The sequence below is a fragment of the Paenibacillus sp. FSL H7-689 genome (genome assembly GCF_000517905.1).
Taxonomy (GTDB): domain Bacteria; phylum Bacillota; class Bacilli; order Paenibacillales; family Paenibacillaceae; genus Paenibacillus; species Paenibacillus amylolyticus.
In genome coordinates this window covers 162,769-185,383 of the sequence record NZ_ASPU01000011.1, presented here as the reverse complement: position 1 = coordinate 185,383, position 22,615 = coordinate 162,769, and the positions used below count along the sequence as shown (strand labels likewise).

Genomic DNA, 22,615 nt, shown 5'->3' with positions numbered 1-22,615 from the left:
ATTGGAATATCAATTGTTCCAGTATATAAAAAGTGAGGAATGCAGATTATGTATTTACATGGTACAAGTAAAATAAATGCGCAAGGGCATCTGGAGATTGGCGGAGTTGATGCAACAGATCTGAAAGAACAATTTGGAACTCCCCTGTACGTTGTGGACGAGCAATTGGTTCGTGAGCGTTGCAGAGAGTACATGGAAGCATTCCGTGCTTCCGGACTTGGCTTCCAGGTTGCTTACGCAAGTAAAGCATTCTGTGTAATGGCGATGTGTGCCCTTGCAGCTGAAGAAGGACTTTCCTTGGATGTCGTATCTGACGGTGAACTGTTTACTGCACTGCAAGCAGGATTCCCGGCTGAGCGCATTCACTTCCACGGTAACAACAAAACGCTGGAAGAGATCGAAATGGCTCTTGATGCAGAGATTGGATGCTTTGTTGTTGATAACTTCAATGAATTGCATCTGTTGCAGGCTGTAGCAGCGGACAAAAATCGTAAAGTAAACATTTTGCTTCGTGTGACGCCTGGTGTTGAGGCACATACGCATGAATATATTTCCACAGGTCAGACGGATTCGAAATTTGGATTCGATATCGGTAATGGTACGGCATTTGAAGCGATTGACTTGGCTTCCAAGCAGTCTAATCTGGTATTGCTCGGTGTGCATTCCCACATCGGTTCCCAGATCTTCGAAGTTGAAGGCTTCCAGATGGCGGTTCAACGTGTTGCTGAATTTGCAGCAAGTGTATATGAGCGTCTTAATGTTGCTTTCAAAGTGGTTAACCTTGGTGGTGGATTCGGAATCCGTTATATCGATGGAGATACGCCACTTGAAGTTGCACAATACGTGAAGGCTATTACAGATGCCGTTAAAAATCATTTTGCTCAAATCGGCTATGCCGTACCTGAGATCTGGGTTGAGCCAGGCCGCAGCATCGTGGGTGAAGCGGGAACAACGCTGTATACCGTTGGAACAAGCAAAGACATTCCAGGCGTGCGTAAATACGTTGCCGTGGATGGTGGTATGACCGATAACCCACGTCCTGCTTTGTATGAATCCAAGTACGAAGCTGTGCTTGCTAACCGTGCGAATGAGGCTGCTCAGGAAACGGTATCCGTTGCGGGTAAATGCTGCGAGAGTGGCGATATGTTGATCTGGGATCTGGACCTGCCAAAAGTGGAAAGCGGCGACCTACTCGCTGTAGCTTGCACAGGCGCGTATAACTACTCCATGGCGAGCAACTACAACCGGATTCGTCGTCCGGCCGTTGTATTTGTCAAAGACGGTCAAGGAGATGTCGTGGTACGCCGTGAGACGTATCAAGATATCATCCAGAATGACCTGGTACCAGCGCGCATTGGCAAACAGCCAGTAACTCGATAGTTCGTTTACAGTTGAAGCAGATGAAAAGGGAACTTCCTTTTTCGTCTGCTTTTTGCGTATTTAAGCTGATTCATGAAAAAAGTTGCCGTTTTTTTTGCGATCCAGACATTTTCGGTGTACACTAAGAAAAGTGCTGTAATGCTTGGCCCAGGGTCATGCGTTCTGGCACCATTAACGATGGTCAATACGAAAGGAGTCATTTACATATGGCGAAACAAGCGAAAATTAAATTGGCAAACGGCGGAGAAGTTCTGATCGATCTGTTCGATCAAGAAGCTCCAAACACAGTAGCAAACTTTGAGAAACTGGCTAATTCCGGTTTCTACAATGGTCTTACATTCCACCGCGTTATCCCGGGCTTTGTAGCTCAAGGCGGATGCCCTAACGGTAGCGGTGCAGGTGGCCCAGGTTACACAATCAACTGTGAAATTAACCCGAACAAACATGAGCGCGGAACACTTGCTATGGCACATGCTGGCCGTAACACAGGTGGAAGCCAGTTCTATATCTGCTACCAACCGCAACCACATTTGGATGGACAACATACTGTATTTGGTAAAGTAACTAAAGGTATGGAGTTCGTGGACGCTTTAGAAGGTAAAGACAAAATGGAAACTGTTGAAGTTGTAGAAGCTTAATACCTTCACCTTAACTGGATCCAAACATGAAGTGCTTCTCTTATAGAAGCACTTTTTTTATTTTTACATACTTCAAATCGATAATTAGAAAGGATGAATAAAACCTTGGATATGGTTACTCAGCTAAGCTTGTTAAAACAAATTTATAGTGAGCGCACGTTGTGGGATGAAGAATTGCAGGCATCGCGCCATGTCGTTCCGGATAGTCTATCCGTAAAGGATCGAGAAGCGCTTGAGACAGCCGGGCATGAACCGAATCGCTTTGTATGTCCGCAACATGATGAAACGATTACTGAGCTGAAAAAAGTTGCGAATCAATGGACGATCAATGATGCAGCGCAGGCCTTTGTATCCTCTTTGTGGTCAGCACCCATGATCTGGCGCTCGTTGCTTACGGGCAAGCTTATTGCGAGCAGTATGCCAAGTCATGAACATACGCCATATCCATCTTCGAACACTTGTAAGATCTGCGGATTAAGTGTAGATCAAGCAACCGACACAACGCTGCAATGGTATTGGCGGATGACCAATGGAACCCCGTTGGACGGTGATCCTTTTGGATGCGTGTTGGCACTTCGAGAGCTGGCTACCGCACAGGAGCTTCCAATACCCAATGAGTACGACCGCTGGACATTCCGTGCGGTGTTAACGGTGCTGCGCGAATTACCTCCCAAAACACGTTACAGCAAGGCAGCAGTAGCGCTCAAGAAGGAACGTCTTTTGCCTACACAGAAGGAATATGCTTACCGTGATTTGCTTGAGACGTTAGCTCTGATTGGCATATTGGATACGCCGGAACATCCCGGAATGATCACGGAATTCACCTCTTATATGCAGCGTGACGCACGCCCCAATGTGCGGGTGGAAGTGCAGGCCCCTCTGGCGTGGTGGGACTCATCTGTCGGAATTAATGAGAACAACCTGAACAAGATATTTCATGATTTTGATCTGAATAATATATCTCTTGCGGATAAGCCTGATGAGAGTCCAGCTCTAAAGGACACGATCTTAGGGGCATTGGAGAAGAAGAGAAGTGTTCGTGGAAAAGTACCAAAGGCATCTCCTGATGCAGGTACCGGGGAGGTACAGTCTGGCGATGTGTATGCTGTTCGGGTCCGAGAAGGTGTATGGGTGACTGTATATTGTCATGAAGTCAGAGACAAGCGCGTCATCGTTGAATATCTGGATGGTGTCTTTCCAGAGATGCCGGGTAAAGCAGATTTGCATGGGACGTTTCGACCGAGAGCGAATGGACGCTGGAAATGCTCGGCTATTGCGATCGATTCCACAAGTTGGGTCAGAAGGGTGGCAAGAGAGTTCCCGCTTCCGACTTCGCCCCTGCAAGAACCTGATCGCACTCCATTCCATAATGCCAAAGAATTAAAGCATATGGCGAGCTGGTGTTTTCCTGATATGTAGAATGATACGATGGATGTGAAATGTGCCTCCAAGCAAAAACCGTGCCTCCTTGAGAGGAAGCGGTTTTTTGTTGTTTCTTAGCTTATTAAAAGTTAGTATGTGACAAAAAGGAACAAAAAACAATTGATTTTTTGGCATTAAAGTGCTAACATCCAAGTAATAACGAAAGCAATCCTTCAGGGCAGGGTGCAATTCCCTACCGGCGGTGATGCAGGAAGTGTAAGGACCTATGTGTCCAGCACTTGATGCAAAGTCCGTGACCTGTCTGCCATTGGCAGATGGCTGATCTGGTGTAATTCCAGAACCGACAGTATAGTCTGGATGGGAGAAGGAGAGGTGCAGACCTAACAGGTTTGCATTCAGCAGGAGTATTGCTGCACAGTCACGATTTTATGATGTCTTGCACTGTGCAGGGAAGATCCGGTTACGCCGGACAGTTCCATACATATGCCGCACTATAAAAGCTCTTTACCTGTAATTGATGTTCATTAAGGTATGTGTCTATTTTCACTTGCCCGAAATGAAGTTTTGGGCAAAGTGTTGGCGTGCTGTATCCATTTCACTCCTGCTGTTGACATTTGTCTCTCATCATCCCCATCGAACTGATTGTTCGACGGGGATTTTTTAATAAACAAGACTTTAAACCGCGGGGTGAACGGATTTGGAAATGATCAATGATGAATTTTATATGGCACTGGCATTGGATATGGCGGAACGAGCACAGGGACAGACGGGGATTAATCCGGTCGTTGGGTGTGTAGTTGTGAAAGAGGGTCGTATTGTAGGCCTGGGAAGCCATCTGAAACGTGGAACCGGTCATGCAGAGGTGCATGCACTTAACATGGCAGGCAGTGATGCAGAAGGAAGTACGGTATACGTTACACTTGAGCCTTGTAGTCATTATGGCAAGACGCCACCTTGTAGTGAACGCCTGATTCATGAAAAGGTGAAACGTGTTGTGGTATGTTGTGAAGATCCAAATCCGCAAGTATCCGGCAGGGGCATAAGCATGCTTCGTCAACAAGGCATTGAAGTTGAAGTTGGCGTACTGCGTGAGCGAGGAAGACGCATGAATGAAAAATTCATTAAGTTTATTACAACGGGTCTACCTTTTGTGACGTTGAAGACAGCTACAACTTTGGATGGGAAAATTGCTACTCGCAGCGGAGACAGCAAGTGGATCTCCAACGAGCCTGCTCGTGAGATTGTGCATGCCCTTCGTCATCGTCACCAGGGAATTATGGTTGGCGTCGACACGGTAATCGCCGATAATCCCGAACTTACAACCCGTTTGCAAGTCGAAGGCATTAGTCCAGTGCGCATTGTAGTGGATTCCAAGTTACGTCTCCCCGTAGGTGCCAAAATGGTTAAGGATGGTCTTGCTCCAACATGGGTGCTGACAACAGACGAAGCCAGTCCTGAAGCTGCTGAACGTTTGGAAGCCTACGGCGTCGAAATTATACGCTGTGGTCCTGGACCACGTGTGGATCTGTTAAACGGACTTAGCAAGTTGGGTGAGCGTGACATTGGTTCAATTTTGCTTGAAGGTGGAGGTACCTTGAATGGAGCTATGCTGGAGGCACGGTTGGTTGATCGACTGCTCATGTTTATCGCTCCGAAGATTGTAGGCGGTTATGATACACCTGGAAGCTTCCGCTTCGAGGGTGTGGAACGTATGAATCAGGCGATTCAATTGAATCAGTTGGAGATTGAACAAGTTGGAGATAATATCAGCATTGGCGGTATTCCGGTGTGGCCTGAATAAATAAATGGATTTGAAAGTAGAAAGTTAGGTTCTTTATAACTTGAAAAAGGGAGGCGGCAGCATGTTTACCGGTTTGGTGGAAGAAGTCGGTCAGATCCGGCGTATTGGTCGGAAAGGCGAAGCGATGGTCCTGAATATCGGAGCTTCCGCCATCATGGACGATCTGAAGATTGGTGATAGTGTAGCAGTGAACGGCGTGTGCTTAACTGCGACAACGCTCGAAGGTGGAGGTTTTACCGCCGATGTAATGCCTGAAACCTATCGCCATACCAATCTCAGTCAGCTGCAATCTGGCAGTAAAGTTAATCTGGAGCGGGCCATGCAATCAGGCGGTCGTTTTGGCGGACATATCGTTCAGGGTCATGTCGATGGTACTGGAGTGATTGGCAGTATAACACGTGATCAGAATGCAATTGTGTTTGAGATCAAGCCTGATGATCACCAGTTGTTCAAATATCTGATCCCCAAAGGATCGGTTACACTGGATGGCATTAGCTTGACCGTTGTCCATACATCGGATACCGCATTCACGGTTTCCATTATCCCGCATACCATTGGTGAAACTGTACTAAATGTGAAAAAGACAGGGGATACCATTAATATCGAATGCGATATTTTGGGCAAATATGTGGATCATCTGCTCCAGTATGGGAGAGGACATCGGGAGACGGGTGCTGGCAAGCCGCGCAGTATCAGTGAAGATTTTCTCTCCAATCACGGATTTGCATAAATAGAGAACAGAAATTAACTGGAGGTGGACCAATGTCAGAACAATCCATTCTGGACACAATAGAAGAAGCCATATATGATCTCATGCGTGGTAAACCCGTCATTGTTGTGGATGATGAAGATCGGGAGAATGAAGGCGATTTTATCGCTTTGGCCGAAAAGGCGACGCCTGAAGTCATTAATTTCATGATTACTGAAGGTAGAGGTCTGGTCTGTGTTCCGATTACACAACAACGTGCGGACGAACTTAACCTGAAACCGATGGTTCAACAAAATACGGATTTCCATGGAACAGCCTTCACCGTCTCTGTGGATCACAAAGATACAACAACAGGTATCTCGGCACATGAACGCTCTATTACCGTGAAAGGTCTAATCGATCCTCAGGCAAAAGCCGGGGACTTCCGTAAGCCTGGTCACATGTTCCCGCTGATTGCAAAAGACGGCGGTGTACTTCGTCGTGCCGGACATACGGAAGCGGCTGTAGATCTCGCTATCATGTGTGGTTCCTACCCTGCTGGTGTTATCTGTGAAGTGATTAAGGAAGATGGCACGATGGCCAGACTTCCGGATCTGCAGGAGATTGCCCGCAAACATGATCTGAAGCTGATCAGTATTCAGGACATGATTCGTTACCGTAACGAAAAAGAGCAGCTGGTTCAACGTGAAGTAGCTGTGCGTATGCCAACGGACTTTGGTGAGTTTCAAGCGGTGGCTTATACAAATGCTGTGGACAATAAGGAACATGTGGCTCTGGTCAAAGGAGAAATTGATGGTTCGAAACCTGTGCTTGTACGTGTGCACTCTGAATGTTTGACAGGTGATGTATTCCATTCGCATCGTTGTGACTGTGGTCCGCAGTTTGATGCGGCACTCAAACAGATTCACGAGGAAGGCAATGGTGTACTGCTTTATATGAGACAGGAAGGTCGGGGTATTGGCCTGATCAATAAACTCAAAGCCTACAAGCTGCAAGAGGAAGGTATGGATACTGTTGATGCAAACCTGAGTTTGGGTTTTGCTGCCGACTTGCGTGATTACGGAATTGGTGCCCAAATTCTGAAAGACCTTGGGGTTCGTCAGATCAGACTGCTAACTAACAACCCTCGTAAAATTAAAGGTCTTGAAGGATATGGACTTGAAGTCGTAGAGCGTGTCGCGATCCAGATGGAGGAGAACGAGGACAATACGGTTTATCTTCATACCAAGCAAGCCAAGCTGGGGCATATGCTCAAGTTTGATGATATCGAGCAAAACGAACAGTAAATATATTTTAGATGAACAATGTTCACCATGTAATTTATGGAAGAGATTACTTAGGGATTTCCGTTACTTACATTACATTATACCGTTAGGGAGATGACTTGAATGCCACAATTTTTTGAAGGACATTTAGTTTCAGAAGGATCACGATATGGAGTTGTCGTTGGACGTTTCAACGAATTCATTACCAGTAAATTGCTTAGCGCAGCTCTCGATGCATTCAAACGTCACGGCGTGCAGGATGATGAAGTGGATGTAGCCTGGGTTCCAGGTGCGTTCGAAATCCCTTTGATTGCGCAGAAAATGGCGGAGAGCGGCAAGTATGATGCGGTGATTACCTTGGGAACTGTCATTCGTGGATCCACTACGCATTACGATTATGTGTGCAACGAGATGGCTAAAGGGGTAGCAGCAATCAACCTGAAAACTGGCGTGCCTACGATCTTTGGACTGGTTACAACAGAAAATATTGAACAAGCGATTGAACGTGCCGGAACCAAAGCGGGTAACAAAGGTTGGGATGCAGCTACGGCGGCAATTGAGATGGCAAACTTGACGAAACAGCTAAAATAGTGCTTATTTAATAGTAGTGCCCTGCTTTGCGCAGACGAACACGGGAAACCGGATTCGGACGGCTTAGCAGGGTTTTGGATTTTTCTGGCGGGAGGATTCGTCTAGTGACGGTAGTTACATACAAACTGGAGACTTTTGAAGGGCCTTTGGATCTGCTGCTTCATCTGATTGATAAGGCTGAAATTCATATCCAGGATATTCCCATCAGCGATATTACCGATCAATACATGGCGTATCTGCATTCGATGCAGGAACTGGAACTGGATATTACGAGTGAATTTCTGGTCATGGCAGCAACATTGCTGTCGATCAAGAGCAAACTTTTACTGCCCAAACCACCGGTCATTGAGGACTTAGAGGATTATGATTATATGGAAGAAGAAGATTATGATCCACGTGCAGAGCTGATTGCGCGTCTGATAGAATATCGCAAGTACAAGGGAATTGCGCGTCATCTTCATGAACGGGAGTGGGAACGCAGTCTTATATTTTCCAAAGAGCCCGAGGATCTGCGCCCCTATATGCCCGTAGAAGCCCAATCGAACCCGGTTGAGGGTTTACACACCTCTGACCTGATTGCAGCATTTCAGAAGGCGCTACGCAAGGCTGAGAAGCGTACAACCGTAACCCGGATCAAACGGGATGAGATTTCGGTTAAGGATCGGATACGGGATGTCATCGGCGCTTTGGAAAGTATGGGGCCGGGAGGCAGGCTGTTATTCTCCAAGTTGATGGATGAACATATCTATCGCCATGAGATTGTTGTCACTTTTCTGGCGGTGCTGGAACTGATGAAGATGAAGCAGATTGTCTGTTATCAGGAACGGATGTTTGAGGATATCGTTATGGAGTGGAGAGGGGAAACAAAGAATCATGGATTTTCCGAAATTGAAATCGATTATTGAAGGCCTGCTGTTTTTGTCCGGAGAAGAAGGTCTGAGTATCAAACAAATCGCCGAGATCGTCGACCAGCGAGTGGAGCTTGTAACGGACGCGATTGAGGAGATGATTCATGAATTTTCACAGCAGGGACGAGGTGTACAGATTCTCAAGATCGCTGGTGTAGTTCAGTTGGGCACCTTGCCTGACCACGCTGTATATTTCGAGAAACTGGCATACTCTCCCGCGCGTACGTCCTTATCCCAAGCGGCTCTGGAGACGCTGGCTATTGTAGCGTACCGGCAGCCCATTACACGGGTAGAGATTGAGGAAATCCGCGGTGTAAAATCGGAGCGGGCCATCCATACGCTTGTGAATAAGGATCTAATTATTGAAGTGGGACGAGCCGAGGCGATCGGACGACCAATTCTGTATGGAACGACCAAGTCATTCCTGGATTATTTCGGACTGGCTTCAATTAAAGACCTTCCGGAACCAGGTTTGTTCGAAGATTCGGAAAACCTGGAAGAAGAGACACAACTGTTATTCAACAAACTGGATTTGCAACAACTGGAACCGGAAAGTGCTGATCCGGCGGATGATCTAAGTCATATCGACAACGAAGACGATAATAACGATTCTTCACTCTAATTTGCAAGCTCATACTAACCGACACCCATCAGTGGAGTCGGTTTTTTTGTGCATTGTTTTAGATAAATGGTGAATAGAACAGTTTCCAAACAAATATGTAATGGGATTTTTAGGAGAGACGTGAATTTTTTCCTATCCAGAGTGCCATACTAGACGAGAAAAGAATTGAGGGCTTGGAGGTAAGGCCTGTGTGGATTTGGCTTGGAGGAATCGGTTTGTTGTTCGCATTGCTGATTGCCGCAGTCCTCATCTCAAATGTTCATGTACATTTTACATTCAGTAAACATAAAAGTGATGATTACGCCAATATTAATGTTCGTCTTCTCTATGGGATTGTGCGGATTAACTATGAGATCCCGAGTATCGTTTTTCGCAATATGAAGGAAGGTTTTCTGGTCAAGACCGAACAATCCATGAATCATTTGAGAGGCGAGGCCCAGGGTAGCGAGCGGGTCAACAAACGCAAAGTCAAGAAGTGGGCTAAAGATGTGAAAATTATGCTTAGGGCAACGGACGCGCTCAAGCTGTGGCTGAAGCAAACACTCACACGCGTACATATGACCCAACTGTCCTGGGCTACCCACATCGGCGTTGGTGATGCAGCATATACAGCGGTGCTGACGGGTTGGGTGTGGAGTATCAAGTCCATTATTATTGGTTTTCTCACCTATCAGATCCGCTTTGATGAAACACCTGTGCTTCAGGTTATGCCGGTATGGTCCGATGAAATGGAATTTAGAACGGAACTTGATTTCAGAGTGAAAATTCGGATTACAGCCGTTCTGATCGCTGGAGTTACACTACTCACCCGTGTGTTTCAAGTCGAAGGCGGATGGCGGATGTGGTTCAAGCTTCTTCAGGAACAGCGCCGCAGGCATAAGGAGAAGCAAAAGAAGAAACTTAGTGGGACAACAGTATAAAAACCCATCATAGTCGGTCTGTTTTTGGGAATGTAAGGTTGGGATTTGGTGAGTGTATTTAAAATGCTTATTACATAAGTCCCTTCAAGTTTGGGGATGATATGGTTAGATCAAACCTAGCTTACATTGAAACTGGAGGGAATTTAAATGTCAGATCATCCAATTCAAGGCTTAATGGAAACCGCAATGGAAAATATCAAGGCCATGGTGGATGTCAATACAATTGTTGGCGATGCAGTCGAAACACCAGATGGTACCGTGATTCTGCCAATCAGTAAGGTAGGATTCGGATTTGCTGCCGGTGGTAGTGATTTTCACGTTAATGGAGAAAGTAGTGGCAAAAGTGGTGCTACGGGTACCTCTGCTGAACATGCGAGTTCAGCTAAAGTTGCTTCTCCGTTTGGTGGCGGTAGTGGGGGCGGTGTATCCATACGTCCTATTGCGTTCCTGGTGGTAGGTAAACAGGGGGTACACATTGTACCACTTGATAACTCCACACATCTGTTTGAGAAACTCATTGACTCCACCCCTTATGTTCTGGACCGTATTCAAGGCATGTTCCAACGGAATACAACACCAACGAATACTACAGGTGTACCGGTTACACCAGATCCATCAACGTACAGCTGAATCATTTCGTTATGATCCCTCCCGCATCCAAGCGTGAGGGATTTTTGCTGTTTGTATAGCGGATGGTGAGTGTTTTTTCGGAGGTTTCCGTATTGCATGAGACTTATGTCTATGATCCGCCTAACCTAGACATGAAATAGGTTATTAAAGGGGGAACGTTAATGCACAGAGATACCGTGTTTATGGTTTTGTTTGGCTGGCTGCTATCGGCAGTCGTGTATTTGGTAGGAGGAATTGATCACCTGTTTATTGCCGTGACCATCTTTGTGGGGCTGGATTACATCACAGGGGTACTGTCTGCATGGTATAGGAAGGAGTTATCCAGCAGGGTTGGATGGTGGGGGCTTGCTCGTAAGTCATTGACATTTGTTTTTGTCATTATTGCACATCAACTGGATATGGTTGCAGGCAATTCCAATGATTTTATGCGAGATGCAATGTTAATGTTCATCATTGGTACCGAAGGAATCAGTATTTTGGAGAACATGGGGAAACTGGGCCTGCCTGTACCGAAGTTTATCACTTCAGCACTCTTTAAGCTTCGAGGGAATGAAGATCAAGTTGAAGATAAGGAGAAGATGTCATGATACAGATCACCAAGGATTACATACCTGTTAATAAATACAGTCGGGCCGGACTTAAGTTAAAAGCGAAACGTGGAATTGTGATGCATTATACGGCTTCTCCCGGAGCGCCCGCGAAGAACATTAGCAAATACTTTGCAAGTCTGGCACAGCAGGATTCCAATAAAGCAGTGAAAGGTCGTTATGCAAGCGCGCACTTCTCGGTAGATCGAACTTCGATATATAACAGTCTACCGGATGATGAACTGGCCTACCACTGCGGGAGTGCAACATACACGAAGGAAGCTATAGCCAAACTTGGGACATATCCTAACAATAGTACAGTGGGCATTGAGATGTGCATTGAAAAGGATGGCAGTATTCATGAAGATACATTTAATAACGTTGTAGACCTCGCGGTATACCTAATCAGGGAACGGGGCTTTCCACCCGTCTTCTTCACACATAAAGAAGTGGTTGGATGGAAGGAATGCCCGCTGCCATGGATTAAACAACCAGGTGAATATGAAAGATTTAAGCAAGCAGTACATATAAAATTAAACCCACTGCAAGAAATAGCAGTCACGGAGGATGATGATATGAATACCGTTCTTAATTACGCACAATGGGCCTGGAATGAACTTGATCAGTACATTGGAGATGCCTACAACGACAAGGTGATTGAAGATTGGGCATGGGTAGAGAAGGTACGCAAGAAGAAGTTAACCTATGGAGAGTTGCTGTTACTGAAAGTTTTAATTGATGAGCGCAGACGTAAAAAGTCCTGACCTAAAGTACATCTCAGATAGAGGTTATGCCTGTCTGCTGGTTAACCAGGAGTTAAAGTGTGCTGGATCTTTCAAAAAATAAAAATGTTGTATAATCACGATATGATCAGGATACTCAAGTTCATATTGGGTCTGAATCGAGGATTCATCGACGACTCCAATAACAGCGAGTTGATTTGTTTCGATCACATGTGTTGGTGTGGGTGAGCTCATACAACCATCCTTTCGTTTATTAAGTCAGAGTCAACAGGGGCGATGGAGATGTCCATAGTCCCTAGATGACCTATACGAGGCAGGATGGGGAAGGTTAAACTGATCCGTTTCAAAAAAGGTTCAAATTCAAAAAAAACCAGAACCCCACGTCGAATGTGATGTGGGGTTCTGGTTATGTAACTACTCTTTTGAGAACGTGTCCAGGGCCTCATCTGTAAGATGGAGTTCTGCGAAAGCCCTGCATATCTTTTGGAAAGATCTAATGGTATTTGTCTCATACAACATCTCAATGGGATCAAAACCTAACATGACAAGCGAATCCACAAGTTCTGTCTGATCTACTTCTGTATGGTGGAGCGCTTCAAGCATGGTTTCAATAACTGCTAAAAATAAAATGGCTTTATTCACTGTCTCGATTGGTGTCCCCTCCTTCGTAATACTACTAGAATAAGCAGAGGAGGACAGAAAATAACGAGAAATTCCAATTTCTCAGTGATGAATCTATTCAATCTAAAAGTGTGGAGAGAATAACTGGTTGTTGTAAATTAAAATCTGATGATAAGCTCTCCTTTGTATGTAAGATTAAGCTTTTTCGTTTACTTCGTGGAGAATGGAATCAATTAATTCATCATCAATCAGAGTGCTAGCTTTTTCGAGTGCCAACAGAATACCTTGCGGTTGTTCAAAAAAGACTGTAGAGAGAATAGGGGCAACTTCATCTAAATTAATCTTCTCAGCTTTGACCATACTGATCAAAGCAACAACGATCTCATGTCCCTCCACGTTACCTTCCATAAATCTTGTTCGTAAATGAGTTGCTACTATTTCGGTCTTTGACTGCGAGTACGCCATTACATTTCCCTCCAACGGTTTGAATATCTTAGCAGAGCTCCTCTTCATGCAAGTTTAAACCAGGTTAGATTAGGAGTTATCTTAACAATAATAAGGCAGATAGTTTAAATTATCAACAGCTACTAAGTCAATAAAATCGGATTTGGAATCACAGTTTTATCCAGAAAAAAAGACCCGGAGAGGGTCATTTTTTGGGTCTGCCTTCCCAATAATCAGGAAATCCGTTGTAATCCCATGCGTTCAGATTTTCGCTGTCGGCTTGAATGGTAACATCTGCTCCGGAACCAAAGTCAACACCTACGGTTTGCAGTTCTTTGGCCTTAATAACCAGTACCTTGCCGGGTGCACCTGCACACACCAAAGCAAGCTTCCACGGTGTCTGTTGGTAGATATTTTCCATTTGTTTGGATGCTGTGCTCACATGAGACCACGAGGGGCAGTCCACCGTTCCCACGATGCTTGTCCACCCGTATCTCCGCTCCAGAACTTCTCGATATTGCTCGGCCTTGGCTCCGCAGATCAGAATAGGCATGGTCTTGAATGTTTCGTAGAATAACTTGAATCGGGCGATGTAATTATTCTCAAAAGCATAGAAGGTCTCTCTGGGCTCAACTTTGTAATATTCAAGGCACATATCGAATAACGGCTTGAAATACCAGTGATCTGTCTGGATCAGATGTCCGACGTAATCCGCTTTTCGCAGGCAGTGTACGATAATTTCTCTCGCACTTGCATTGGGTAAGGTTATCCCGCAATAGGTAGGGTCGTTCAACCAGCCGTAATGAGACTTGATGAAATCCATAGTCAGAACGGTATCGTGGGCCAGAATGGTGTTGGAAGCATCCCCAAATCGAACAGAAGCATGGGCTTCTCCATCAGAGGCCATTTGGAACCAGTTGTGGATTAGTTCTACACTCCCCAACATGCCTGTCACCTTCTTCCCATGTGTGAATAATGGTTTCTTTGGAATACATATTCATCAACTCCTTCTGTACTAGAATAGGAAAAATGCTTCGTTCTCTCTCTTCTTTTGAGGAATCACTCCTTTTTTGTTCAATGTGCGAAGGTTATTGAGCAACAGTCTAGACTATGTAAAAAGGGAGAGGGGATGGACTGTGAAAAACGTATTTATAGGTAGTCCTGTACGTAATCGGGCTTGGATTATGGAACGGCACTTGCAATCACTTGAGCAACAAGCAGTGCAGAAGCATTATATGTACATCCTGAATGATAGTGAAGATCAGACGGAGCATATCCTTGATTGTCATCAGATTCCTTATCTGACTCATAATCTGGGGAGAACATATGGTCATATACGTGGACAATATTCCTATCACAACCTGGCGTTGTTGAGGAATATGCTTCTAGATGAGTTTCTGAAATCGGACTGTGATTATCTGTTCTCAATTGATACGGATATCATCATTCCTGAGGGTAGCCTACGGCAGTTAATGGATAATGACAAAGATATATGCGCAATGCTTATACGGAATCACCCAAAATTGAAGGCTCATAATGCAATGAGCGGCGGAAAACATATACCTGAATTCAAAGCGGGTTTGTTCCCGGTAGAACTGACAGGTGCCGTATATTTGATTAAGCGTGAAGTGATCGAAGCTGGGGTTCGTTATGGTTCCCATCCAACAGGTGAAGATGCACCATTCTGTGAGCAAGCTAGAAGATTGGGATTTCAATTGTTTGTAGACACTCGGTTGCGTCCCGTTCATGCCTATGCGGAAGGGGTGGAGTTGATTGCTCAATTGGCTGCTTCGTAGAAAACAACGAGAAAATCCGGTTTTTGAAAGTATAGAAATGACCATTGTTTACCCGCCTGCACTTGACTGGAACCTCTTGTTCCAACGTCCGCAGCAATTGATGACCGCCTTCTCTAATATTCCAGGTATACGGGCTATATTTATCAATGAAGAAACGTACAGAAAGCAGACCCGCCCGATTGAAAAGTTAAATGAGAATCTGTTCCTTGTGCAAAAAGGTGTGAACTACGATCACCTGGTGAAAGGAAAGAAGGTACTCTGGTTCTCGAATCCAGGTCAGTACAATTATTCGGATGGACGGAAGTTTGATTTTACCGTATTTGATTACCTTGATAATTCGGCTGATGAGTTTGCTGTGTGGAAATCCTACATCCCGAAATGTTTTGACCGTGCAGATCTTATTGCGACGACTGCGAAGGTGATGTACGAGGCACATAAACATGACGGCAAACCAATCTTTATGTGCCCTAACGGGGCAGATTACCAACATTTTGAGAAAGCGCGGACAATTCTGCCCAAACCGGCCGACTTACCCGATGTTCATGATGGGCAAAAGATTGTGGGTTTCCACGGTGCAATGGCATCGTGGGTGGATTATTCGCTGATTACCGCTATTGCAGATAAAGGTTATCGTGTTGTTTTGATTGGAAACAATGCCCTCTATCAAAAAAATATTGTGCATCCCAATGTGACTTGTCTTCCGCACAAAGATTATAAAGTGCTTCCCGCCTACATTGCTCAATTCGATGTTTGTATCGTGCCATTTAAGTTGACAGAGATGATCCGTGGCTGCGATCCGATCAAGTATTATGAATATTTGTCTGCGGGCAAACCTGTGTTGACAACGCGTATGGAGGAAATTGTTCATAAGTACAGCGATGTAACTTACTTTATGAATCAGCATAATTGTGGATTGATGTTGGAGAAAGCGATTCGTGAGAATAGTGCTTCCAAAATTGCGGCAAGAGTAAGGGTGGCTAAGTCTAATAGTTGGGATGGCAGGGCAATGGATGCCGTGAAGATGATTAATCAGGTCATAGGAGGTATGAAAAATGAAAAAGATATTTAAACGAATGTTTGGTAGCCAATCGACTACACCGACAATTGAGCTTGAAGAAATAGAGATTGACGCGACGGAGTTCAATGTTACGACATACACCCCAAACACGGATACAACGATTGTATATCTGCCTGCGATCGATTTCCATAGTGAACGATTCGGGCGTCGACCACAACGGCTGTTAAAAGCACTCGCGGAAGTAGGCTACAATGTAATATATATCAACTCCAGTGATGAGTTCTATCAGGTTGATGCCTTGGAGTATCCATATCCGGAGCTTCCAAACTTTGTCGTAGCCCGTGTGGGCCAGAATGTCCGTACGCTGTTTCAGGGTGATCGCGTGATCTACTGGGTGAACGATAGCCGGCTGGCAAGTTCTGTCGAGACAGCCTATCCTGATCTAGTCGTATTTGATTCGTTGACTGATCCGGATCAGTACGAGAAGCACAAACACAAGATGGAAGCTGTTGCTGACGTTGTCTTCATTACACCCGAGAGAATCTATGAGCATGGCAAATATTGCTCGCATGTTCATCTGGTTACTGCCGATGAATTTGAGATCAAGGAACGTGCAGAACAGGTAGCGCAAATTATAGATGCTTTGCCAAACAGAATGGCCCCTCTAATGTAGGGGTCTTTTCTTTGATCATTATCGTTAGGGATTGAAGATAGCGTTCTACACTATAAAAAGCAGAGACGGCGAACAGCCAGACGGGTTAAACGAAATGGATCTCCCGATCATCAAGTCCTTTAACCTGATCCCGGCTTAAGCAAGTCTCCGTAGCTAAAAATACATACTATCCTAAGGAGTGGACTGTTCAATGGCTAAAAAAATGATTATCAAAGGTGTAGGTACGTTTATGGCTAAACGCCTTCCAAAAGATCCGATGGGCGAAATTGAGGTAGTTACCCTGGGCACCCTGCAAGATCTGAAAATTGACCTTAACGTGGAGCTTGAGGACATCTTTGGTGGTGACGGTCTGTTCGCCATTGATGTACTGGTGAAGTCGAAATCGATCGAAGTATCGGCAACAGATGCTAAATTCGATCTGGATGCGATCCAGCTGATGATGGGTTCAACGGTACAAGAGCAAGTGAAGTCTTATGTATGGGTGCTGAATGAGCAGTCTACAGTGGCTGCAGGCGTTTCCAATTCTGGATTTGCGGAAGCCAAACCGAAGCATGCGAGTGAAATCTATGGAAGCAACGGTGGCATCACGGTTCGTCTCAAAGATTCCAACACGTTGTTGAAACAACTCACTTCGAAAGGAACGGCCGTGGAACCCAATGCGTTCTTCTACGACGAAGCAAATGGTGTAGTCATCCTGAATGCGGTCCATATCGGTAAAGAGATTGTGTTGAATTACAAGCGAGATCAAATTGTAGACATGGTTGATCTGTTGGTTGACGAAGTACCATTCCCGATCTCTGTCATTCATCACGGTACGTTCCAGCAAAAAGATGGTTCGTATGCAGGTGTTGAAACCGAGCTGTACATGTGCCGTGCAAAAGGTACATTCAGCATCAATGCCCAGCGCGCTGCCGCTTCTGCTTCTGCAATCTCCTTGCAGATTCTTGATCCTGAACGTGCTGACGGAAAAATCGGAAGTATCAAACGCTTCAGCGCACCAAGCAAGATCTAATATCTAAATAAGGTTGATTGCTCCTGGCAAGGTATCAAACGGCATCTGTGTCCTCCCCTTCACAGAGCCTTGCCTTGCCAGGTTTTTTATTATATGGGGGAGAATGTCCTGGGGAGGTCTTTAAATTCATGGAAACAGAACAAGAAAAATCCGAGCGTGAGCTTGCGGAAAAGCTGAATGAGGAAGCGGCGAAACGAATCAAAGATGATCCGGAAAACAAACGGGTGACTCCGGAGGAAGTGGAAGCTGCTGAGCGTGCATTCTTTGAAGATGATGAGATTATTACGCTGCGGGATCGACGGAAATATCGTATTCCGCCATGTAACCTGAAGGATGCCCGCCGTCTGATGAAGTTGCTAAAAACGGTGAATATCGATGCCATTATTCTTAACTTCATTCCGACTGAGAATGATGAACTGGATGAAAAGCGGCAGCAGGATTTATTTGATGTATTGGCAATGGCATTCAAAAACTATCCACATATCGTGACCAAAGATGAGCATGGTGAGTATATCATCAATCGAGAGTATCTGGATGAGTACCTTGATCTGAACACAGCTCGCAAAGTCATTGATATGCTCATTGGACTCAATGGTTTAAAAAAGTAGAACGCACCGAGGGGGAGTCTTTGGAGGGAACCGAAATCCGTGATACGGAAACACAGGAACCTGTTCACTGGGGAGAAATCTTCTTCACCCTCCATAAACACTGTGGGCTGAACAAGTGGGAGATTTGGGAGTACACACTCCCTCAGGTTGCGGAGCTGTGCAAGTCAGCCGAGAAATATATTCAATTTGAGGTTGAGCTTATGACAGCACCTCTTCGCATGTTCGGTGGCGGTGGGGGCGAGGAAGTCGAAGAAGATGGGACCGTCAGACGTAAAAGAACCTTCAATGACGAGGATTACGCAGAGATATCAGAAGATGATATCGGTATGCTTGCACAAGCGCTCGGAGGATAAGAGAGAGATATCCCGTTTTGCCTAAATGAAGGTAGAACGGGATTTATGCATAAAGGCGGTGATTCTTTTGACTGAAACAGAAGGACAAGGAGATAAACATTCCTTAACACAAGAAATATTAACGGATAAGGATCAATTAACTGGACAAAACGCAGTACTGAAAGAGAGTTCCCCTTCAGGCGTTAGCACACTGATTAGACGAGTGGAGACAATCAGAAGTGATATGCAGTCGCAAATGATTGAAACACTGACGACCGATTTGGAGCACTTTTATCGTGGAGCGTTCAGTGAAATGAAGGATGTATCTGCAGCTGGCTCACAGGGGTTGATAGACTCCGTGATGAATACGATGAAATATATTTCAGCAGGTGAAACCAAGGGGTATTCAACAACATTACTTAAGAAATCCCTTGACTCGTCGCAGCAGATGGATCAACAGATAAGCCGGGCCGACCAAAATTTGGAGCTTAGATCGTCTGGGACTACAAATGGCAGTGGGCAATTCACACAAACCGGAACGGTCAAAAATCTGCAACGAATTGCACTGAAACATGGTATGGATCAGGAAGATGTAGGTCTTGCCTATCGTATTGGTTCTCGTAATTATGATCATTCATCTGAAGCTGTCGCGTTTGCTGAAGAAGTAGCCAAGCTGCATTCAGTGGGCAATATGGATGTAGAACAGACGGCAACAGGTCTGGAAGCTGTTACTCCGGCATGGGGAAGCAGTAGCTTTGATCTGTCCCAAGTCACAGACATGATGATCAGAGCTTCAACGATGTTGGATGTTGGCATTCAGGACTTGATGGATATGATGCGTCAGACCCTTCCAATGGCTGGTAACCCTGATGGAACGCTTGCACAAGAGGATGCATTAGCCAACTGGATTAGCAAGGCTGGATTGTTGGTTCAGTCAAAAGGAGATCATCCTCAGCAGGGCTTTGCATCGAATCGAGTTAGATTCGATCTTCTTGCTGAACAATTGAAGGCTACGGATGCAAACGCGTCGGTCCATCAGCGCACTGGAAGCAGAGACAACCTTCAATTCCGACAACGAGAGATCGAAATCGCATTTCAGATTGCAACACATGAGGCGATGCAAGGGTTGAAAGAGGAATTTGCCGAGCTGGGCGATTATCTTATCGCAGTCATGCGGTTAATTGGAGATCGTACGGGTGGCATTGTTGATCATATGGAAGTGCTTAACCGAATTATGGATGAAGTCGGAGTTCAGGTTGCGTGGGATAAGTTCGGTGAAGTGATGAATGAAGGCGATCAGAAGCGATACAGTGCTACAAATGCGGATCCAGGGAAAGTCGAAAATACGGGGAGCGATGTTCCCGAGCCACTTCGAGTCACGGATGTGCAACGTGCTGGTGTAGCGCAAGAAATGGGCAGACAGCAGAGTCGTCTGCAGACGCTGGAACATCGCAGAACAGAAATTCAAAGTAGGGCCGCCTCCAAGCAAGATGATGTACTTCAGGCACGGACTAACCGAGATCATCAACATAAAATGTACAATCAGGCTATACAAAATGGGGATACAGCGGCTTCTCCCATTCATGCAGAAAAACGTGACGAAGCTGAGAAGCGAGTCAAAACGTATAGTCGAGAACTTCTTCTGTTGCGAGAAGAAATGCATTCACTCGATATTCAGATTGCAAAGACGAAGCGAAGTCTTGAGTTTCTTGGGCGAGAGCTGGATGACACGAGTAGAGCAATGATGCAACTTGAACACCAAGCTAGAGTTTTGATGATGGCGATGGATGACATGGACCTGGATGCAGTTGAACTACGAAACAAGTTGTATTTCCTTAATGCTGAGTTTACATACGGTTCAACCGATGTTCAGCGCTACGAATCCGAGATCCAGAAGCTGCGTAAACAGTCAACTCTATTGAATGACGCTCTCTCCACATTGAGAACCGAAGTCAATGAGTTAAATGCTTCTTTTAGACAAGGCATGATCGATGCTACAGCATACATATCCAAACTGAAGGAACTTGAACAGCTTCAGCTCGCGAGTATGATGAGTGGTCCAGGAGGATTATTAGTTACTCAAGGTGCAGGAAGCGTTGGATCCCCTGGATCCCCTGTTAAGGATGACAAGGAAGAACCCAAGAACAAAACCTTTGTAGCTCGTCATGAAGACCTGATCAAAGATGTCATGAAAGACGCGATAATGGATGAATTCAATCCGGGGGGCGACTCGAAAAAAGGGAATAAAAACACACCCAAAAGAGGCCTTCTTTCCAGATTTAAGGATATGAAAGATACAGGCAATCGCAAAGCATTTTTTGATAGCAATGCCCCGATCCGTAATAAAGATGGAAATATTCTTCGAGATAGACAAGGCAACTCGATTACTCAGCGTGACATCAATGCGGAGCAAGCTGCCCGTGGGATTAAAACACCCGGAAAATTTTCGAAATTAGTCAAATCCGGCGGGAGATTATTGAGGCCTTTAAAAGCTGTACCAGCACTTGGGTTAGCGATGACCGCTATGGATGTCGTCTCTGGTCTTGTCGATCCATTAAACAACATGGGTAAGTCAGAAGCGGAGAAGCAGAGTATTCGCGCAACCAATAAAGAAGAGTTGGCCAAAGATTTCAAGGATATGGAGCAGTCATCTTTTGTAGGGAAAGTGTGGAAAGGGTTAAACCTGGGGATGGATGCCGCTGTGTCTGGCACAATGAGTTCAATATTCGGAAAAAGTGCTACCAATAACAAGTTCGGGGATTACTGGAAGGGATTTAAGGCGGTTTGGAGTGAAGATGGCGGAGATGCAGTTGAGAAGAAACTGGGCAAGGAATACAACTACAAGCAGGAGAAAAAAGAAGCCCAGATTCAAATGGATAAAGAGTCTGGAAAACCGCCTGGGGACAACAAGCAACAACAACAACCGCAGATACAATACATTCAACCTCAAATGCAGTATATTCCTGCTGCGGGCGGAATAGGAACTATTGCTAACGGTTATAGGCCTCAGCCGCAAAGCAATGGTATTGATGAAATGATCGCCAAGATTAATCGGCAGCTTAACAAATCGACAAGTGATAACGAAACCAATTACCAAGTCACTCGATCCCGTCTGTTGATTAGTGGTGTTCGCGAAGATTCTGGTCAGATGCGTGCGCTAATGGAGAAATATTTGCAAGAGAATATCAAGTTCTTCGATAAGGCCATTGCAAATTTACAGAAGACGTACGACAAGATGGCTGAAGGTAAGGATAAAGATGAGCTGGGCCTGGAGATCAATGAGAAGAAACAGCAGAAGGCACAATCAGAGCTTGAACTGAATGGTGTTAAAAACAGCCAGATTGATGAGCTTAGACGCAAGATGAATGATCAGTTTGAGTTGACGCAGTTGGATTATGATAAACGAATGTATGATCTCCTTGCGGCTAATGGGGGTAAGGAAGATGCACCAGAATTAATTGCATTGAACAAATCCCGTGCATCTGAAATGAACTCACAAATAAGTTCGATCAAGCAAGATTGGAAGAATCTGTTGAATAGTGGTGTGTTTAAACCGGGCTCGGATGAATATATGCAGATTTTTAAACAAATCCAATCATTGGGTGTAGAACAGTCCAAAAATTTGTATGAAATTAGCAAAAAAATGGATAAACCGATATCTTCATTCAACATTCCAGCAGGTCTTAAGGTCATGGATTACTTTGACTACATGACGACGAACAATACACATAAAAGTGTGATGGTTGGCTCGGGGGATGTTACGGTTCATGTGAACATCGATAATATGACAGGCAGCACAAAAGATGTGGAGAGACTTACATCTACGTTGGACAAGACACTACGGCAGAACAGTCCTGGTATTGCAAACCGAATGGCCAGCAATGTAGGTGCAAGAATGGGAAGCAATCATATCCCCAGATAAAATAGGTAAGGA

At 45.2% G+C, this 22,615-nt stretch carries 24 protein-coding genes and 1 riboswitch; of the genes, 20 read left to right on the top strand and 4 right to left on the bottom strand.

The window, feature by feature from the left end:
* Positions 1-48 precede the first annotated feature (48 nt).
* From lysA to C170_RS07285, 13 genes are all read left to right on the top strand, one after another.
* Positions 49-1,380 carry a diaminopimelate decarboxylase gene (gene lysA, locus C170_RS07345; RefSeq protein ID WP_017687645.1) on the top strand — a complete coding sequence of 444 codons (1,332 nt, stop codon included), beginning with the start codon at positions 49-51 and terminating at the stop codon, positions 1,378-1,380.
* 206 nt (positions 1,381-1,586) lie between these two features.
* Positions 1,587-2,018 carry a peptidylprolyl isomerase gene (locus C170_RS07340; RefSeq protein ID WP_017687646.1) on the top strand — a complete coding sequence of 144 codons (432 nt, stop codon included), beginning with the start codon at positions 1,587-1,589 and terminating at the stop codon, positions 2,016-2,018.
* Positions 2,019-2,129: 111 nt separating this feature from the next.
* On the top strand, positions 2,130-3,437 hold the full coding sequence (locus C170_RS07335; RefSeq protein WP_235200728.1) for a hypothetical protein: 1,308 nt from the start codon (positions 2,130-2,132) through the stop codon (positions 3,435-3,437).
* A 168-nt stretch (positions 3,438-3,605) separates the two neighbouring features.
* Positions 3,606-3,774, top strand: a riboswitch (FMN riboswitch).
* Positions 3,775-4,098: 324 nt separating this feature from the next.
* Positions 4,099-5,202 carry a bifunctional diaminohydroxyphosphoribosylaminopyrimidine deaminase/5-amino-6-(5-phosphoribosylamino)uracil reductase RibD gene (gene ribD / locus C170_RS07330; RefSeq protein ID WP_036607842.1) on the top strand — a complete coding sequence of 368 codons (1,104 nt, stop codon included), beginning with the start codon at positions 4,099-4,101 and terminating at the stop codon, positions 5,200-5,202.
* Positions 5,203-5,263: 61 nt separating this feature from the next.
* Entirely contained in the window at positions 5,264-5,932 is a 669-nt protein-coding gene (ribE, locus tag C170_RS07325; protein WP_036607839.1) for a riboflavin synthase, read from the top strand.
* A gap of 32 nt (positions 5,933-5,964) precedes the next feature.
* Positions 5,965-7,197: a bifunctional 3,4-dihydroxy-2-butanone-4-phosphate synthase/GTP cyclohydrolase II gene (locus tag C170_RS07320; protein ID WP_036607837.1), complete on the top strand. Its 1,233-nt coding sequence runs from the start codon at positions 5,965-5,967 to the stop codon at positions 7,195-7,197.
* Positions 7,198-7,299: 102 nt separating this feature from the next.
* Positions 7,300-7,767, top strand: a complete 468-nt coding sequence (gene ribH / locus C170_RS07315; RefSeq protein WP_017687651.1) for a 6,7-dimethyl-8-ribityllumazine synthase — start codon at positions 7,300-7,302, stop codon at positions 7,765-7,767.
* 104 nt (positions 7,768-7,871) lie between these two features.
* The gene (locus C170_RS07310) at positions 7,872-8,672 is read left to right on the top strand and encodes a segregation and condensation protein A (protein WP_051447057.1); all 801 of its coding nucleotides are present in this window, start codon (positions 7,872-7,874) and stop codon (positions 8,670-8,672) included.
* On the top strand, positions 8,641-9,297 hold the full coding sequence (gene scpB, locus C170_RS07305; protein ID WP_036607834.1) for an SMC-Scp complex subunit ScpB: 657 nt from the start codon (positions 8,641-8,643) through the stop codon (positions 9,295-9,297). The genes C170_RS07310 and scpB overlap by 32 nt, the downstream gene beginning before the upstream one ends.
* A gap of 188 nt (positions 9,298-9,485) precedes the next feature.
* The gene (locus C170_RS07300) at positions 9,486-10,217 is read left to right on the top strand and encodes a DUF2953 domain-containing protein (RefSeq protein WP_036607832.1); all 732 of its coding nucleotides are present in this window, start codon (positions 9,486-9,488) and stop codon (positions 10,215-10,217) included.
* 147 nt (positions 10,218-10,364) lie between these two features.
* On the top strand, positions 10,365-10,847 hold the full coding sequence (ytfJ, locus tag C170_RS07295) for a GerW family sporulation protein (RefSeq protein ID WP_036607830.1): 483 nt from the start codon (positions 10,365-10,367) through the stop codon (positions 10,845-10,847).
* A gap of 161 nt (positions 10,848-11,008) precedes the next feature.
* A complete protein-coding gene (locus C170_RS07290; protein ID WP_036607828.1) occupies positions 11,009-11,434 on the top strand; it encodes a phage holin family protein in 426 nt (141 codons plus the stop codon).
* Positions 11,431-12,198 (top strand): peptidoglycan recognition protein family protein, encoded by a 768-nt coding sequence (locus tag C170_RS07285; RefSeq protein ID WP_051447056.1) that lies wholly within the window; start codon positions 11,431-11,433, stop codon positions 12,196-12,198. Before C170_RS07290 ends, C170_RS07285 begins: the two co-directional genes overlap by 4 nt.
* Positions 12,199-12,222: 24 nt before the next feature.
* Here the strand turns inward: C170_RS07285 and C170_RS07280 are convergent, their stop codons facing one another.
* From C170_RS07280 to C170_RS07265, 4 genes are all read right to left on the bottom strand, one after another.
* On the bottom strand, positions 12,223-12,411 hold the full coding sequence (locus C170_RS07280) for a hypothetical protein (protein ID WP_036607825.1): 189 nt from the start codon (positions 12,409-12,411) through the stop codon (positions 12,223-12,225).
* A 180-nt stretch (positions 12,412-12,591) separates the two neighbouring features.
* Positions 12,592-12,819, bottom strand: coding sequence for a hypothetical protein (locus C170_RS07275; protein ID WP_036607823.1), 228 nt, complete (start codon positions 12,817-12,819; stop codon positions 12,592-12,594).
* 174 nt (positions 12,820-12,993) lie between these two features.
* A complete protein-coding gene (locus C170_RS07270) occupies positions 12,994-13,263 on the bottom strand; it encodes a hypothetical protein (protein ID WP_036607821.1) in 270 nt (89 codons plus the stop codon).
* A 184-nt stretch (positions 13,264-13,447) separates the two neighbouring features.
* Positions 13,448-14,188: a GT-D fold domain-containing protein gene (locus tag C170_RS07265; protein ID WP_036607819.1), complete on the bottom strand. Its 741-nt coding sequence runs from the start codon at positions 14,186-14,188 to the stop codon at positions 13,448-13,450.
* 190 nt (positions 14,189-14,378) lie between these two features.
* Here C170_RS07265 and C170_RS07260 point away from each other — a divergent pair, with 190 nt between their 5' ends.
* The 7 genes from C170_RS07260 (at position 14,379) to C170_RS07230 (ending at position 22,603) form a co-directional block, all read left to right on the top strand.
* Positions 14,379-15,038, top strand: coding sequence for a glycosyltransferase family 2 protein (locus C170_RS07260; protein WP_036607816.1), 660 nt, complete (start codon positions 14,379-14,381; stop codon positions 15,036-15,038).
* Entirely contained in the window at positions 15,016-16,107 is a 1,092-nt protein-coding gene (locus tag C170_RS07255; RefSeq protein ID WP_036607814.1) for a glycosyltransferase, read from the top strand. The genes C170_RS07260 and C170_RS07255 overlap by 23 nt, the downstream gene beginning before the upstream one ends.
* Entirely contained in the window at positions 16,091-16,729 is a 639-nt protein-coding gene (locus C170_RS07250) for a hypothetical protein (RefSeq protein WP_036607811.1), read from the top strand. Before C170_RS07255 ends, C170_RS07250 begins: the two co-directional genes overlap by 17 nt.
* A gap of 190 nt (positions 16,730-16,919) precedes the next feature.
* Positions 16,920-17,741 carry a hypothetical protein gene (locus C170_RS07245; RefSeq protein WP_036607809.1) on the top strand — a complete coding sequence of 274 codons (822 nt, stop codon included), beginning with the start codon at positions 16,920-16,922 and terminating at the stop codon, positions 17,739-17,741.
* Positions 17,742-17,869: 128 nt separating this feature from the next.
* Entirely contained in the window at positions 17,870-18,349 is a 480-nt protein-coding gene (locus C170_RS07240; protein ID WP_036607808.1) for a hypothetical protein, read from the top strand.
* 20 nt (positions 18,350-18,369) lie between these two features.
* A complete protein-coding gene (locus C170_RS07235; protein WP_235200726.1) occupies positions 18,370-18,702 on the top strand; it encodes a hypothetical protein in 333 nt (110 codons plus the stop codon).
* Positions 18,703-18,769: 67 nt separating this feature from the next.
* Positions 18,770-22,603, top strand: coding sequence for a hypothetical protein (locus C170_RS07230; protein ID WP_155985033.1), 3,834 nt, complete (start codon positions 18,770-18,772; stop codon positions 22,601-22,603).
* Positions 22,604-22,615: the final 12 nt, after the last annotated feature.